The organism is Agromyces intestinalis (assembly GCF_008365295.1).
GTDB lineage: Bacteria > Actinomycetota > Actinomycetes > Actinomycetales > Microbacteriaceae > Agromyces > Agromyces intestinalis.
On sequence record NZ_CP043505.1, the window covers coordinates 3624353 to 3639391 of the forward strand.

The following is a 15039-nucleotide window of genomic DNA, read 5'->3' on the forward strand; positions in this document are numbered from 1 at the left end:
TGATTGGGGCGAAAGCTCGGATGACCGGGCGGAAGACCCGATGAGTCGGCCTCGGTTTGTGATTCGTGCGCCGAATCCGTTAGAGTCACTACGTCGCAAGCGAGCGACAACGCGGATGTGGCGCAGTTGGTAGCGCATCACCTTGCCAAGGTGAGGGTCGCGAGTTCGAGTCTCGTCATCCGCTCTGATCAGCAGGGGCGTAAGCCCCTTCTGTTCGTTGGTGGTGAACCCTAACGCGGTGGATTGGCCGAGAGGCGAGGCAGCGGCCTGCAAAGCCGTATACACGGGTTCGAATCCCGTATCCACCTCCAAACCGATCCTCGCAGTCGGTTTTGGGCGATTGGCGCAGCGGTAGCGCGCTTCCCTGACACGGAAGAGGTCACTGGTTCGATCCCAGTATCGCCCACCACGAGAAAATGCAGGTCAGGCCGGGTTTCCCGGCCTGACCCTTTTTCATTTGTGCCCACTATGTGCACGTCTTGCACGGCTTTCCATCTCCGCGCATCGCTGCCAGACTCGGCCCTGGGGGCAATCATGGTGAGCAAGAAGGACGAGTTCGAGTATCAGACCGTTCGGAGGATGAAAGATCTTCAGCGGTACCTCGAGAAGGGGTGGGAGCTGGTCGAGTCATCCGGTAAAGAGAACTGGGTCTGGGGGTCGGACTACAAGGCTTTGCTCCGGCGTCCGAATCCGAAGTACGTCGGTTCAGCCAGCAGGACCGGTCCGCAGCCCAGGTCTGCGTCGACGCTTCCGCCGGGCGAACCCGTCGCGGCAGTGGCGGCGACTGTGCCGCCTGCCGGGCCGGAGGCGAGTCCTCTCTCATCTCCATCGTCGACGAGCCAGCCTCCTGCAGCCACTACAGGCGCGCAGAAGCCCTGGTACATGAAGTGGTGGGTGTGGGCGATCGGTGTCTTCCTGCTCATCGGCGTCATCGGATACGCGTTCGGCGGAGGCCGTGACGGAACTCCGGCGGCAACTTCCACCCCGACGCCCTCGCCAAAGGCGAGCGAAGCGGAGACAGAATCGCCGGCATCGCCGGCTCCTGAGCCATCGCCCGCGGCCGCCGTGGTCGCTACGAACGAAGAGGTCGTAAGTGCGTTCCAGGGCTATCTCAGCGAGCGCGCAAGCGCTGGCGTTGTGATTGCGAAGGCCGTGTCGAGTGTGACGTTCGACGCCGGTGTGGTGCGCGTCGTCTTCGACCCTGCTCTCGCAGGGCTTGACACGGCGACGTTCCAGTCGCTCAGCCCCTTTGACAACCTCGCAGAGTTCGCCGGAACTCCCATCGCGTTCGCGGACGACGAGGGCCAGCATCTCCGAACTGCTGTGACCTCGGTCGAGACCTTACTCGTGGACGGAACAAGCCTCGGAACACTCACATCGGCCGAGCTGTACAAGATCGGTACGGGAAGCGAGATGCCCGCGGGCGGGTGAGCCGCAGCCGCGGCTCAACCGTCGAGTGTGTCGGCGACCCCAGCGGCTGATTAGACGACGAACGCCCCCTCCAGATCGTCAGGCGCCCGGCGTCGGCATCTCAGCCGTGTTCACGCGGTGACGCCCGCGGCAGGTGGGTTGAGCCCGTCGTCTGACGTGTAGGGGTAGTGGTGGAAGGGGAGCGGGTAGCCAGCTGCCTGCATCACCTTCGTGAAGGTATCCTCGCCGAGAACGTGAAGGTAGAGATTCGTGAGTTCGTCGGGGAGAGCTTGAGGCCGGTTCCGCCGATAGTGCCGTAGTAGTTGCGGTGGAAGAGGCCGCGCAGGATCGGGATCAGCTCCATGCCGTACCGGTTCCCCGCGACGGCGGCGACGGTCGCGCCCGTCACGAGGTCAGCGAGTTGAAGGTGTTCATGGTGGTGTGACGGTGCAGTGAGCACCGGGAGCACGATCGCGTCGGGCTTTACGTAGCTCGTTCCGTAGTTGGTCATCGAGAGAGTTCTCGCGATCCACGTGTCCTCTTGCTGGTGGCCGCCGCCCGGCTTGTCGAACACGAGGATGCCGAGTTCATTCCGGAGTGCGCCGGTGATCCGCTCGTATAGGTACTCCAGAACCTTTGCCTCGGCTTTCTCATCCTGCAGCGTCGTACGGCCCAAGTCCCACACGACGACCACCGCGCTCGCCTCGTGCTGGATCGCCAACTCGATCATGCGGCGCCGGACCAGGTCTTGGAGCCCCGCCTCGTTTCGCTGCTTGAAGTAGTTGGGCGTGGGCATCGACCATTTGAACTCGACGTTCGCCGGGATGCCGTGCTCCGTGCGGAGCGCCTTCATGGACGAGCTGAATGGCCGCAACTGGCTCTCAGGGAAGATGACCGCCCCCAACCCAAGCAGTTTCCCCATGCCGGTTCGCAGACCGGCCTGTTTGGTGTCATCCCCGAACGCAACTCGCATGTTTCACCTCTCTGTCGAACGGTCTCGCGGCCCTCCCATCGAGTCTGGCAAGTCGTGCTGACACTCGCGGTCTCGAATCACCCTGCGGCGAGGAGAGCCACCTGATCGAGCGCCAAGTGCGCCCACGGACGCGTGTTGGGCGCTGTTCCATACGGCAGCGCACCCCAGCCGATCGGGCCGTCGAGCTCGCTCGCGCCGCGTCGGGCGACCCCGAGGTGACGGCGCACGCTCGCCTCCATCGCGCTCGGCCCGATCGAGCCCGCGTCCGCGACGGCGCGGTCGCAGACCGGGCACAGGTAGCCCTCGACTGGCGTCCGGGCGGCGTGGCCGCCGAGAGCGGCGGAGCGGCGCTGCGCGGCGTCGGTGACCTGGCGGCGCTGCTCCGCCCGTTGGCGAGAGTGAGCGCGCCGGGGCAGGGGCGCTGATCGTGAGGGTCATCGGGACTCCTCGGTGTCGGTGTTGGTCGGCTCGGTGTCGGTCGGCTCGGTGTCGGTCGGCTCTGGTGCGAACCACTGCAGGTCTGCCCCCTCGAGGATCGCCGGGCACCCGGGCGTGTGGCCGTGACCACCAGCGGGGGAGCCTCGTCGCGGCCGTCGCAGACTGCGCACGTCAGATCCATGATCCGGCCCGCCCACATGTCGTAGTTCTCCGGCACTCGAAGGTCGAACAGCGACGCCCCCGCCGAGCGCTTCGGGGGTGGTCGACCATCAGCCGGCCTCCGTAGTCGCCCGGTGGAAAGTACCCGCCTCCGTCGTTCGTGACCGACTGGTCGAACTCAGGGCCGGCCGATTCGATCAGCTCACGCAGCTCCGGCTCGGGATTCTCGGCGTTCATCAGCCAGACGACCTGTTCCGTTCGTCGACCACGAGGTCGGCGTGAGGCAGTGGTCGAGAAAGCTCCGCCCCGGCGTGAGGATCGCCGCGATCAGGTCGACCACGAGCGTGGACTTGCCTGCTCTCGGCTGCCCACTGAGCATCGGGATGTATATCCCAGCACAAGACGTCGGGGATCAGGCAGCGGCTTTCCCCTCCGGGCGTGTGGCCGGGCTCGGAACCATCCGAGGAAGTCTGCATCAGACGAGCCTTCACGCGCTTGGCCGCGGCAAGTGGCATCTTCTGCCCATCAGGCAGCCACAGCGTGCCCTCGGTGATCACGCGGTGACGGTGCGCGTCTTCCTCCGGCGAGATGAGCCCCCACCCGTGACGCCAGTTCTCGGGGCCGTACAGCCCGCGCAGCGTGCCTTCGTGGTCGATCATCACGCGCTCGCTCATCTACGTTCCTCCCATCGGTCCAACCGCGCGAGCAGCAGACGGGTCTGAGTCTCGACCGCGGCGGTGAGCCGGTTGAGGGCGGCGCCGACATGATCGCCTCGAGCGTTCCCAGGCTGCGCGTCGTCGTCCTCGAACGGCGTGTTCGTGAGCATCGCGTCGGCCTCGATGACCGCGCGGGCGAGTTCGTCTCTCGCCTGCGAGAACGACGGCGCGGCGGACGTGGATCACACCCTTCTTCAGCTCGATGTCTCCTCGGCGAAGCTCGGTCAGCTCGCCGAACCGGAGCGCGCACCACGTCGCGAGTTCGGGCGTGTCAGTGCTCGCCGATCCAGCCGGAGAGGTGCCAAGCGTCGCGGACCATACCGAACCCCGTTTTACCCGTCATTCCGCGGTCAGATCAAGATCCCATCCACACTTTCGTGCCTATAGCCTCGGTTCCCGCCTACCCGACCGCTCGGACCTCCGGAAGGTTCCGGTGTCTGGGAGACTCGAGCCGAACAGGAGAACAGGGGAGTCGGATGCGGGTCGCGGTGATCGGTGCCGGAATCGGTGGGCTGACGGTCGCGGCGGGGCTGAGCGCGGACGGGCATGAGGTCGTCGTCTACGAGCGCCGCGACGAGCCGGGCGCGGTCGGGGCGGGGCTGACCCTGTTCGGCAATGCCTTCGGCGCGCTCGCTGCGATCGGGCTGGGCGACACGGTGCGTCAGGCCAGCAGCGATGCGATCGCTCGGATGCGGGCGGGGCAGCGCACGCCGTCAGGCGACTGGCTCGTGTCGATGCCGTCTTCGGCGGTGTCGACGCTGCGCAGCCTGCACCGAGCCGAGTTGCATCGCGTCCTCGTGGCCGCCCTGCCCACCGGGAGTCTCCGCCTCGGGCAGCGCGCCGAGATCTCAGGAGACGGCCGGCCGGTGGTGACCGTGGCCGACCGCGAGCAGGGGTTCGATCTGGTGGTCGCGGCCGACGGGCTGCGCAGCGAGGCCCGTGCGCACCTCGGTCTAGACCGCGGCGTTCGCTACGCCGGGTACACCGCCTGGCGCGGGATCACGGCCTCGGGGGTCGACGTCCAGGGCGAAGCCGGAGAGACCTGGGGGCGGGGGCGCATATTCGGTATCGTGCCGCTGCCGGACGATCGGGTCTACTGGTTCGCCACCGAATCCTCGCCCGCGGGCCGGCGCGCTGACGATGAGCAGGCCGCGGTGCGCGAGCGCTTCGGCCACTGGCATGCGCCGATCCGGGCGTGCATCGACGCGACGCCCGCAGACGCGGTGCTCCGTCACGACATTTTCGACCTCGCTCGGCTCCCCGTCGCGTTCACCAAGGGCCGTACAGTGCTGCTCGGTGACGCCGCCCACGGCATGACGCCCAATCTGGGGCAGGGCGCGGGGCAAGCCATCGAGGATGCCGCCACCCTGACACTGCTGCTCCGGCGTGGCGATCCGGACGCGGCGCTGTCCAGATACGACGACCTGCGGACGAAACGGACCCGAGCCATCTGGCGACGGTCGCGTCAGATGGGGAAGGTGGCCCAAGCCTCCCTGCCGCTCGCCGCGGGCGTCCGGGACGCGCTCCTGCGGGCGACACCGCCCGCGATCATGGGGCGAGCGACACGGCGTCTCCAGCGGTGGACCGCGCCGTAGCACGCCGCCTCTCGGACGGACTCGGGCGGGCGCGGCGGCCGAAGCCGCACACGCCCGCCCGGGGCATCCGTCACCTGCGCCGCATCCGGTAGCGACGCATCCGGAACCGATGCATCCGTCCTGATCGGCTCAGGGCTGCACCCAGGGTGACGGAGCCGGCGGAGCCGTGAGCGGCGGCCGGTCGTTGCAGGTGATGAGGTTCGGCAGGTAGGGCGCGAGCCACGGCGTGCCGAGATGGAACTCGTTCGTGTCGACGCCGTCATTGCCGCCCAGGTCTTGCAGCGAGAACTCGGAACCGTTCTCCCAGTCCCAGTTGAAGGCGCCGCAGTTGTTCACGCCCCAGTGGCCGACATTGCGCACGTCGACGTTCTCGAAGGTCGCGGAGCCGGCCGTGCGAGCACTCACCACATTGGTTCCGGCGCCGTCGACGCGCAGGTCGCGGAAGTGCACGTTCTCGATGCGGTACGCGTCCTTCACGCCCCACTCGGTGACCAGCATGATCGCACTGTACGTGCTGTCGAGGAAGTGGTCGCCCGTCACCTGGATGTCTGCGCCGTCGATCGACCGGTCGAGCGCGTAGAACCAGATCGCGCCGAGGCCGATGTTCCAGTTCAGATCGAGCGTGCTCGCGCGCACCGTGGTGTTGTCGGCGACCGAGACGGTACCGGCGAACGGTTCGGCTCCGAAGCGCGACCCGAGGTGGATGCCGCTGCCCTCGCGGATCGGATCGGCGACCAGGTTGCCCGACACCGTGAGGTCGGTGCCGCCGTAGATGGCGATGCCGTTCGCGAGCGTGGGGGTCTGCACGGTGTTGCGGCTGAAGGTGTTGCCCGCATTGGTCACGCCCTCGGCCCACATGGCGAGCCCGTCGTCGCCGGTGTTGCGCACGAAGGTGTGCTCGACGCGCGAGTTCGTCACGCCGGTGTGGAAGTTCAGGCCGTCGGCGATCTGGTCGACCACGCGCAGGTTGCGCACCACGGTGTTGTTCATCGGTCCGTCGAACCAGAGCCCGACCTTGGTGTGCTCGATGTAGAGGTCCTCGATGACCGAGTCGCTCATCGCGCCGCCGATGCCGTTCACCTGGTCGGTGTCGATGCGCTCGCGCACGTCACCGCGAATGGTGAAGCCCGACAGGCGCACGTTGCGGCTGCCGCCCTCGGCCGCCGACTTGCCGTAGAAGCCGACGCCGGTATGCACCGAACCGTCGGGCGCGGGCTCGCCGAGCGCGACCTCCTTGCCGCGGATGACCGTGTACCACGTGCCGGCCCCCTCGATCGTGACGTTGTCGACGATGACGTGCCGGTTCACCTGGTACACACCCGGCGGCACGTAGACGGGCACCTTCAGCTTCTTCGCGGCGGCGATGGCCTTGTCGAACGCGTTGGCCGAGTCCTTCTTGCCGAGCGGGTCGGCGCCGAACAGCAGCACGTTCGCCGCGAGGAGTCGCACATGGGGGAGGCCCACCTGTTCGGTATCGAGCAGGTCGATCGTGGTCAGGTCGGCCTTCGCGCCCCTCGGCACGGTGAGCCGGATGACATCGCCCGGCTGATACGTCTTGACCAGCAGCAGGCGCTGCTCATCGTAGAAGTGCATCGGCCGGAACGGCGCCTGCACCTCGTAGCCCTCGCCCGGTACGCAGCCGCACTCGGCGAGCCACCAGTCGGGGTGCAGCAGGCCCGCGTTCGGGTCGTTCGTGAACGGGTACTGGTTGTACAGCCATGAATACTCGCTCGTGAGCGTCATGGTGCGCTTGTCCTTGCCGTTCACGGTCACCTCGAGCGGCGAGGTGATGCCGCCGCCGTTCGGCGCGTCGGGGATGCTGTAGCGCACCGTGATGGCGTTGGTCTTCGCGGGCAGAGTGAACTCGACCCACTGGGTGGGCGCGAGCTGGACTGCGCTTCGACCGGATGCCTCGGCCGCGAGCGTGTAGGCGTCGCGGCTCGGCGCGAGTACGGTGCCGTTGGTGCGGGCGTGCTCGGCCTCCTGTTCGAGGAACGGTACGTCGGCGCCGCGCCCGGCCACGAACGCCGGGTCGATCGCGGCTCGGGTGACGACCGGCGCGGGTACGGCGGGGGCCGCCGATGCGGGCAGTGCGGGCAGCGGCAGGCCGCCCGTCGCGAGTACGGCGACGGCCAGCGCGGCCGGTCGCGGGATGAGGCGGCGGCCGGGCCGTGCCTCGGAGTTCGGGGATGTCATCGTCGACGGGTCCTCTCGATCAGCACCAGTGGATGCCTCGCGCCAGCGCGATTGCACCTGACGGTAGGGGTGGGCTCGAGGCATCCACAAGGCTTCGTGGCGAACTGTCGGAGAATTGCTCAGTTCTTGCGAAAGCGAGCGGAAGCGAGCGCAAGCGCGGCGCAAGTCGCAGTGCAAGCGGATGATTCGCAGCCGGTGCCGGGAAGACGATGCGACGACGAGCCGTGCCGCCACAGCGGACTACAGTTGAAGGGTTGTTTCCCACGAACAAGGAGTGGATCAGGTGGCCGACGGGTTCGAGCTCTTCACCGACCGATCCGTTGTCGCGATGCGCGTCAACGGCGAGCTCAAGGACCTGGCCACGACGGTCACGGACGCCGACGTGGTGGAGCCGGTCACGATCGACTCGCCCGACGGGTTGAGCATCCTGCGGCACTCGACCGCGCACGTGCTCGCGCAGGCGGTGCAGGCGATCAACCCCGAGGCCAAGCTCGGCATCGGCCCGCCCGTCACCGACGGGTTCTACTACGACTTCGACGTCGCGCAGCCGTTCACGCCCGAGGACTTGAAGGCGCTCGACAAAGAGATGGCGCGCATCGTCCGCTCGGGGCAGCGGTTCATGCGCCGGGTCGTCACCGACGACGAGGCGCGTGCCGAGCTGGCATCCGAGCCCTACAAGCTCGAGCTCATCGGACTGAAGGGCTCGGCCGGCCACGGCGAGGGCACGGGCGACGACCACGAGTCGGTCGAGGTCGGTGCGGGCGAGCTCACCATCTACGACAACGTCGACCCCAAGACCGGCGAGACCGTCTGGAAGGACCTCTGCCGCGGGCCGCACCTGCCGAACACCCGCATGATCGGCAATGGCTGGGCGCTCATGCGCGTCGCCGCCGCCTACTGGCGCGGCTCGGAGAAGAACCCCCAGCTCCAGCGCATCTACGGCACCGCGTGGCCCACGAAGGACGAGCTCCGCGCGTACCAGCACCGGCTCGAGGAGGCCGCGCGTCGCGACCACCGCAAGCTCGGCGCGGAGCTCGACCTGTTCAGCTTCCCCGAGGAGATCGGCTCGGGCCTGCCGGTCTTCCACCCGAAGGGCGGCGTGATCAAGCGCGAGATGGAGGACTACGTCCGCCGTCGGCACATCGAGGAGGGGTTCCAGTACGTCTCCACCCCGCACATCACGAAGTCGGGGGTGTTCGAGACGAGCGGGCACCTGCCGTACTACGCCGACACGATGTTCCCGCCGATGGAGCTCGAGAACAGCGAGTACTACCTCAAGGCGATGAACTGCCCGATGCAGAACCTCATCTACCGGTCGCGCGGGCGCAGCTACCGCGAACTGCCGCTGCGGTTCTTCGAGTTCGGCACCGTCTACCGCTACGAGAAGTCGGGTGTCGTGCAGGGCCTGACCCGCGTCCGCGGCCTCACCCAGGACGACTCGCACAGCTACGTCACCGCCGAGCAGGCGCCGGGCGAGGTCAAGCACCTGCTGAACTTCGTCCTGAGCCTGCTGCGCGACTTCGGACTCGACGACTTCTACCTCGAGCTGTCGACGCGCGACGCGGACTCCGACAAGTTCAAGGGCTCCGACGAACAGTGGGACGTCGCGACGAACGTGCTGCGCGAGGTCGCCGAGGAGTCCGGACTCGAACTCGTCGCCGACCCCGGGGGCGCCGCGTTCTACGGCCCGAAGATCTCGGTGCAGGCGCGCGACGCGATCGGTCGCACGTGGCAGATGTCGACGATCCAGTACGACTTCAACCAGCCCGAGGGCTTCGGGCTCGAGTACACCGCGGCCGACGGCACCCACCAGCAGCCGGTCATGATCCACTCGGCGAAGTTCGGCTCGATCGAGCGGTTCTTCGGGGTGCTCACCGAGCACTACGCCGGTGCGTTCCCCGTGTGGCTCGCGCCGGTGCAGGTCGTGGGCATCCCCGTCGCCGACGAGTACGCGCCGTACCTCGGTGCGATCGTCGAGCAGCTGAAGGGTGCGGGCGTGCGCGCCGAACTCGACACCAGTGATGACCGCATGCAGAAGAAGATCCGCACGCACACCACCCAGAAGGTGCCGTTCCAGCTCATCGCGGGCGAGAACGACCGCAGCGCCGAGACGGTCAGTTTCCGCTTCCGCGACGGCACGCAGGAGAACGGCGTGCCGATCGCGGACGCGATCGCCAAGGTCCGCGAGGCGATCGCCGACCATCGCCAGGTGACCACGCGGGACGACCTGTTCGCATGACCAGCTACGGCGCCGATGAGTTCGAGGGCATCCAGACGGATGTCTCGTCAGAGCTCGCGGGCGTGCCCGACGCCTTCCAGCGACTGTGGACCCCGCACCGGCTGGTCTACATCCAGGACGGGCAGCAGCCCGACGAGCACTCCTGCCCGTTCTGCCGGGCGCCCGAGCTGAGCGACGAGCAGTCGCTCATCGTGGCGCGCGGCGAGCACGCGTACGTGCTGCTGAACCTGTTCCCGTACAACAGCGGCCACCTGCTGGTGTGCCCGTACCGGCACATCGCGACCTACGACCAGGCGACCCCCGAGGAGGTCGCCGAGATCGGCGAGCTCACGCAGACGGCGATGCGGGTCGTCAAGGACGTCTCGCGCTGCGACGGATTCAACATCGGCATGAACCAGGGGCGCATCGCGGGCGCCGGCATCGCCGAGCACCTGCATCAGCACATCGTGCCCCGGTGGGCGCTCGACGCGAACTTCTTCCCGATCATCGCGAAGACGAAGGCGCTGCCGCGCCTGCTCGGCGAGGTCAGGCAGGAGATCGCCGAGGCCTGGCCGGCATAGCCGGCAGCAGAACGGCGACGTGTCGCGAGACCTCGCGAGCCGTCGCGCTCAGCGCACCTGGTGCACGGTGAACTGCAGGCGCGGGTTGGCGTAGGCCTCCTGCGACTCGACGAGCTGAAGTTCGCGCTCGCCCGAGGCGTGCGTGCGCTCGAGCAGGTCGAACACGCTCGACGTCGTGCGGGCGAGCGCATCTGCGGCATCGCCCGTGCGGCGGTAGTGCGCGGTGAACAGCGCGGCCGTGACATCCCCCGAGCCGTTCGCCTTCATCGGGATCAGCGGCGTCTGCACGATCCACGCGCCCGCGTCGTCGACGGCGATCATCTCGATCGTGCCCTCCTCGCGGTCGGGGCGCTCGACGCTCGTGACGAGCACCGTGCGAGGGCCGGACGCGCGCACCAGGTCGACCGACGCGAGCGTCGACTCGAGCGTGTCGGGGGAGGTGTCGGTCAGGTAGCCCAGCTCGAACTGGTTCGGCGTGATCAGGTCGGCCTGGGGCACGACCCGGTCGCGCAGCAGTACGGGGATCGCCGGCGCCACGAAGCATCCGCTCTTCGCGTTGCCCATCACCGGGTCGCACGCGTAGATGGCCGACGGATTGGCCGCCTTGATACGCGCGACCGCGTCGAGGATGACGTCGCCGATGCCCTCGCCGCCCTGGTATCCGCTCAGCACGACGTCGATCTGCGGGAAGACGCCGCGCTCCTCGATGCCCGTGATCACCGCGGCCACATCGTCGGGGCTGATCAGCGGCCCGCGCCACGCGCCGTAGCCGGTGTGGTTCGAGAAGTTCACGGTGTAGACGGGCAGCACCTCGACGCCGATGCGCTGCAGGGGGAACACGGCCGCGGAGTTGCCGACGTGCCCGTAGGCGACCGCCGACTGGATCGAGAGGATCTTCACCGATCGATCATCCCACTCCGGCGGCGACGAGCCGTCCACCCGCGGCGCGCACCGCGGCGGCGATGTCGGCGGCGAGTCGATCGGCGTCGTGGCCGGCGAGGTCGTGCACGGTGAGCCGCAGCCGGCGGGCCGCGGGTGCGTCGGTGGCTTCGTCGAGCGCGAACGCATCGCCCGCGCGGGCCAGCCAGCCGCGGCGCATGAGTTGCTCGGACACGTCGCGGGCCGGCACTGGCAGCGCGACCCAGAGGTTGAGCCCATCGCCGGCGTCGGTCGGCACGCCGAGTGCGGTGAGCCGCTCGGCGAACGCGTGATTGCGGTCGGCGTAGTGCGCCCCGGCCGTCTCGATGCCGTCGACGACCTCGGGGTCGGTGACGAGCGCGAGCACGAGTCGCTGCAGCAGATGGCTCACCCACGTGGTGCCGGGGCTCAATCGCATCGCGAGCCGGTCGGCCGTCTCGGGGTCGGAGGCCGTCACCGCCAGGCACATGTCGGGGCCGAGGAACTTCGACACCGAGCGCACGAGCGCGAACCGGCGGTGCTCGGGGCCGATGAGCGAGTGGAACGGGCGGCGCGACAGCATCGAGAAGTGGTCGTCCTCGATGACGAGCACGTACGGGTGGGCGCGAAGAACGGCACGCAGGTCGCGTGCCCGCCGTTCGGTGAGGCTCGCACCGGTCGGATTCTGCGCACGCGGCGTGCACACGACCGCACGCACACCCTGCTCGAGCGCCGAGCGCAGGCCCTCGACCGTCATGCCCTCGTCGTCGACCGGCACCGGTACCGCGCGGTACCCGCCGACGCGGACCGTGTGGATGCTGGTCAGGAAGCAGGGGTCCTCGAGCGCGACCGCATCGTCGCGTACGAGCGCCTGCGCGAGCAGCCGTTCGACGGCATCGGCCGCGCCGCTCGTGATGGTCAGCCGGACATCGGTCGGCGCGAGGTCGGGGCGCATCCACGAGGCGGCCCACCGTTCGAGACCCGGGTCGACGACCGGCTCCCCGTACAGCACCGGCCGGCCGGCCACCTTCGCGAGTGCGCGCGACGGGTCGGGGATGAGGTCGGGGTCGGGGTTGCCGGTCGCGACGTCGCGCAGCACGCTGTCGGCGGCGAAGCCCTCCTGGGCGACCGGGGACGGGTCGGCGACGTGCGTGCCGCCGCGGCCGCGCGTGACGACCATGCCGGCCAGCGTGAGCTGCCGGTACGCGGCGACGGCGGTGTTGCGGTTGACGCCGAGGGTCTCGGCGAGGGAGCGCACGGGCGGGAGCGGCTCACCGGGAGCGAGTTCGCCGCGCTCGATCAGGGTGCGCACGCTGGCGGCGATCTCGGCGGCCGATCGGCCCGAGATCTGGAGGGTGACATCACGTTCCATGGCAGCTCCGAGTGTAGGCCCGGTCCATGCTACATTTTGGCCTAGGTCAAGCATCCCCGTTGTCTCCGCGCCTTCTCGCGCGCCACGACCCCTCCGGAAGGAATCCCACATGAGCACTGCCGAGACCGGATCGAGCCGCGTGAAGCGCGGCCTCGCCGAGATGCTGAAGGGCGGCGTCATCATGGACGTCGTCACGCCCGACCAGGCGCGCATCGCCGAGGACGCCGGCGCCGTCGCCGTCATGGCCCTCGAGCGCGTACCGGCCGACATCCGCGCGCAGGGCGGCGTCGCCCGCATGAGCGACCCCGACCTGATCGAGGCGATCATCGCCGAGGTCTCGATCCCGGTCATGGCCAAGGCCCGCATCGGGCACTTCGTCGAGGCGCAGGTGCTCCAGGCGCTCGACGTCGACTACATCGACGAGTCCGAGGTGCTCTCGCCCGCCGACTACGTCAACCACATCGACAAGTGGCAGTTCACCACGCCGTTCGTGTGCGGCGCGACGAACCTCGGCGAGGCGCTTCGCCGCATCAACGAGGGTGCCGCGATGATCCGTTCGAAGGGCGAGGCCGGTACGGGCGACGTGTCCGAGGCGACCAAGCACATCCGCAAGATCACGAGCGAGATCAACACGCTGCGCTCGATGACGAAGGACGAGCTGTACGTCGCCGCGAAGGAGCTGCAGGCCCCGTACGAGCTCGTCGCCGAGGTCGCCGAGACCGGCAAGCTCCCGGTCGTGCTCTTCACGGCGGGCGGCGTCGCCACCCCGGCGGATGCCGCGATGATGATGCAGCTCGGCGCCGACGGCGTGTTCGTGGGCTCGGGCATCTTCAAGTCGGGCAATCCAGCACAGCGGGCGGCGGCCATCGTCAAGGCGACCACGTTCCACGACGACCCGAGCGTGATCGCCGAGGTGTCGCGCGGGCTGGGCGAGGCCATGGTCGGCATCAACGTCGGCGACCTGGCGGCACCGCACCGGCTCGCCGAGCGCGGCTGGTGACCACGACCCTCCGCGAGGACTCGCTCGACGCGGGGGAGTCGGCGGCCGCGCGCGCGGCCGGCGGCCCCCGCGTCGGAGTGCTCGCGCTGCAGGGCGACTTCCGAGAGCACGCGCACGTGCTCTCGGGCCTCGGTGCGGATGTCTCGCTGGTGCGCCGACCGCAGGATCTCGACGGCATCGACGGCCTGGTCATCCCCGGTGGCGAGTCGACCGTGATGGGCAAGCTCGCCCGCGCCTACGGACTCGCTGAGCCCCTGCGGGCGGCGATCGCCGGCGGGCTGCCCGTCTACGGCACGTGCGCGGGCCTCATCATGCTCGCCGACACCGTGCTCGACGCGATCGACGGGCAGCAGACACTCGGCGGACTCGACGTCGTGGTGCGCCGCAACGCCTTCGGCTCGCAGAACCAGTCGTTCGAGACCGACCTCGACATCCCCGAGCTCGGCGAGCGGCCGGTGCACGCGGTCTTCATCCGCGGACCGGTCGTCGAGTCGGTGGGCCGGCGCGCCACTGCGCTCGCGAGCCTGCCCGACGGGCGCGTCGTCGCGGTCGAGCAGGGCAGCCTGCTGGGCACGAGCTTTCACCCCGAGATCACCGGCGAGCACCGGTTCCACGAGTACTTCCTCGGCATGGTGCGATCGCACGCCGGGGCATGACGGCCAGCGGCGGGCTCAGGGCGAGCACGGATGACGCGGGGTGCCGCCTCCGGTTCGATACCGGTCATGACGACACGAATGCCCAGCACCTCGGGGCCGCTGCCCGCGGGTGAGACGGCCGGCTGCGACACCTCCGACATCCTGATCATCCACCGCATCTTCCGGTGGGGGTTCCGCGAAGCGCCGCGGCTCGTGCGCGAGGTGCGCCCCGGCGACACCGAGCGTGCGGCGATCGTGGCCGACACCGTCGACCTCATGACCCTCGGCCTGCACGTGCACCATGAGGGGGAGGACGAGGCGATGTGGGATCGCCTCGAGCACCGTCGGCCGGCGTGCGGCGCCACCGTCGACCTGATGCGCGAACAGCACCGGGTCGTCGCGGGGCTGCTCGAACGGGTGCCGCCGCTCGTTGAGACCTGGCGGGCGGATGCGTCGATCGAATCGGGCGAACGACTGGCCGCCGCCCTCGATGACATCGGTGCGACCCTCGGTGTGCACCTCGGCCAGGAGGAGGCCGACATCGTGCCGGTCGCCGCCGAGGAGCTCAGTCAGCGCGAGTGGGACGAGATGGCCGAGCACGGCCGCACGCTCCTCCCGAAGGATCGTGTGCCCATCCAGCTCGGCCTCATGATCGACGCGGTGCCCGCCGCTGATCGCGACGACTGGTCGCGACGCAACCTGCCGGCGCCGGTGCGATTGCTCTGGCTCGTGCTGCTCAAGCGCAAGTACACGGCCTGGCAGCGTGCGACGTTTCCGACAGGCATGCCCGCACTCGTGTGAGCACGAGCCGGCGGCCGAGGCCCGGCCGGCACGGCCGGTCGTACGCTG

14 protein-coding genes and 3 tRNA genes are annotated in these 15039 nt (G+C 69.0%); 10 read left to right on the top strand and 7 right to left on the bottom strand.

The genetic code is table 11. The features are described 5' to 3' along the window. The first annotated feature begins 111 nt into the window (after positions 1-111). The 4 genes from FLP10_RS16520 (at position 112) to FLP10_RS16535 (ending at position 1431) form a co-directional block, all read left to right on the top strand. A tRNA-Gly gene (locus FLP10_RS16520) sits at positions 112-184 on the top strand. A gap of 53 nt (positions 185-237) precedes the next feature. Further along, positions 238-311, top strand: a tRNA-Cys gene (locus FLP10_RS16525). Positions 312-334: 23 nt separating this feature from the next. Beyond that, positions 335-409: transfer RNA gene (locus FLP10_RS16530), tRNA-Val, on the top strand. Positions 410-534: 125 nt separating this feature from the next. After that, on the top strand, positions 535-1431 hold the full coding sequence (locus FLP10_RS16535) for a hypothetical protein (RefSeq protein ID WP_149161856.1): 897 nt from the start codon (positions 535-537) through the stop codon (positions 1429-1431). 202 nt (positions 1432-1633) lie between these two features. Here the strand turns inward: FLP10_RS16535 and FLP10_RS16540 are convergent, their stop codons facing one another. From FLP10_RS16540 to FLP10_RS17515, 4 genes are all read right to left on the bottom strand, one after another. Further along, entirely contained in the window at positions 1634-2383 is a 750-nt protein-coding gene (locus tag FLP10_RS16540; protein ID WP_149161857.1) for a DUF3800 domain-containing protein, read from the bottom strand. Positions 2384-2817: 434 nt separating this feature from the next. Beyond that, positions 2818-2991 (bottom strand): hypothetical protein, encoded by a 174-nt coding sequence (locus FLP10_RS17510; RefSeq protein WP_168209223.1) that lies wholly within the window; start codon positions 2989-2991, stop codon positions 2818-2820. 225 nt (positions 2992-3216) lie between these two features. Continuing rightward, the gene (locus tag FLP10_RS16545; RefSeq protein ID WP_149161858.1) at positions 3217-3654 is read right to left on the bottom strand and encodes a hypothetical protein; all 438 of its coding nucleotides are present in this window, start codon (positions 3652-3654) and stop codon (positions 3217-3219) included. Continuing rightward, the gene (locus FLP10_RS17515; protein ID WP_168209224.1) at positions 3651-3806 is read right to left on the bottom strand and encodes a hypothetical protein; all 156 of its coding nucleotides are present in this window, start codon (positions 3804-3806) and stop codon (positions 3651-3653) included. Before FLP10_RS17515 ends, FLP10_RS16545 begins: the two co-directional genes overlap by 4 nt. A gap of 366 nt (positions 3807-4172) precedes the next feature. Between FLP10_RS17515 and FLP10_RS16555 the strand changes: the two genes are divergently transcribed. Next, complete coding sequence (locus tag FLP10_RS16555; RefSeq protein WP_149161859.1) at positions 4173-5291, top strand: FAD-dependent monooxygenase; 1119 nt, start codon at positions 4173-4175, stop codon at positions 5289-5291. Between the two features lie 129 nt (positions 5292-5420). Here the strand turns inward: FLP10_RS16555 and FLP10_RS16560 are convergent, their stop codons facing one another. Beyond that, the gene (locus tag FLP10_RS16560) at positions 5421-7487 is read right to left on the bottom strand and encodes a glycosyl hydrolase family 28-related protein (RefSeq protein WP_149161860.1); all 2067 of its coding nucleotides are present in this window, start codon (positions 7485-7487) and stop codon (positions 5421-5423) included. A 328-nt stretch (positions 7488-7815) separates the two neighbouring features. Between FLP10_RS16560 and thrS the strand changes: the two genes are divergently transcribed. Together thrS and FLP10_RS16570 are read left to right on the top strand one after the other, a co-directional pair. Then, entirely contained in the window at positions 7816-9726 is a 1911-nt protein-coding gene (thrS, locus tag FLP10_RS16565; protein WP_246150438.1) for a threonine--tRNA ligase, read from the top strand. Next, positions 9723-10286: an HIT family protein gene (locus tag FLP10_RS16570; RefSeq protein WP_149161862.1), complete on the top strand. Its 564-nt coding sequence runs from the start codon at positions 9723-9725 to the stop codon at positions 10284-10286. The genes thrS and FLP10_RS16570 overlap by 4 nt, the downstream gene beginning before the upstream one ends. 48 nt (positions 10287-10334) lie before the next feature. Here FLP10_RS16570 and pdxY read toward each other — a convergent pair whose 3' ends face one another. Beyond that, on the bottom strand, positions 10335-11186 hold the full coding sequence (gene pdxY / locus FLP10_RS16575) for a pyridoxal kinase PdxY (protein ID WP_149161863.1): 852 nt from the start codon (positions 11184-11186) through the stop codon (positions 10335-10337). 7 nt (positions 11187-11193) lie between these two features. Continuing rightward, positions 11194-12555 (bottom strand): aminotransferase class I/II-fold pyridoxal phosphate-dependent enzyme, encoded by a 1362-nt coding sequence (locus FLP10_RS16580; RefSeq protein ID WP_149161864.1) that lies wholly within the window; start codon positions 12553-12555, stop codon positions 11194-11196. Positions 12556-12664: 109 nt separating this feature from the next. Here FLP10_RS16580 and pdxS point away from each other — a divergent pair, with 109 nt between their 5' ends. The 3 genes from pdxS (at position 12665) to FLP10_RS16595 (ending at position 14991) form a co-directional block, all read left to right on the top strand. Beyond that, on the top strand, positions 12665-13555 hold the full coding sequence (gene pdxS / locus FLP10_RS16585) for a pyridoxal 5'-phosphate synthase lyase subunit PdxS (RefSeq protein ID WP_149161865.1): 891 nt from the start codon (positions 12665-12667) through the stop codon (positions 13553-13555). Further along, complete coding sequence (gene pdxT / locus FLP10_RS16590; RefSeq protein WP_149161866.1) at positions 13552-14211, top strand: pyridoxal 5'-phosphate synthase glutaminase subunit PdxT; 660 nt, start codon at positions 13552-13554, stop codon at positions 14209-14211. Before pdxS ends, pdxT begins: the two co-directional genes overlap by 4 nt. Before the next feature lie 66 nt (positions 14212-14277). Then, positions 14278-14991, top strand: coding sequence for a hemerythrin domain-containing protein (locus FLP10_RS16595; RefSeq protein WP_210418432.1), 714 nt, complete (start codon positions 14278-14280; stop codon positions 14989-14991). Positions 14992-15039 lie beyond the last annotated feature (48 nt).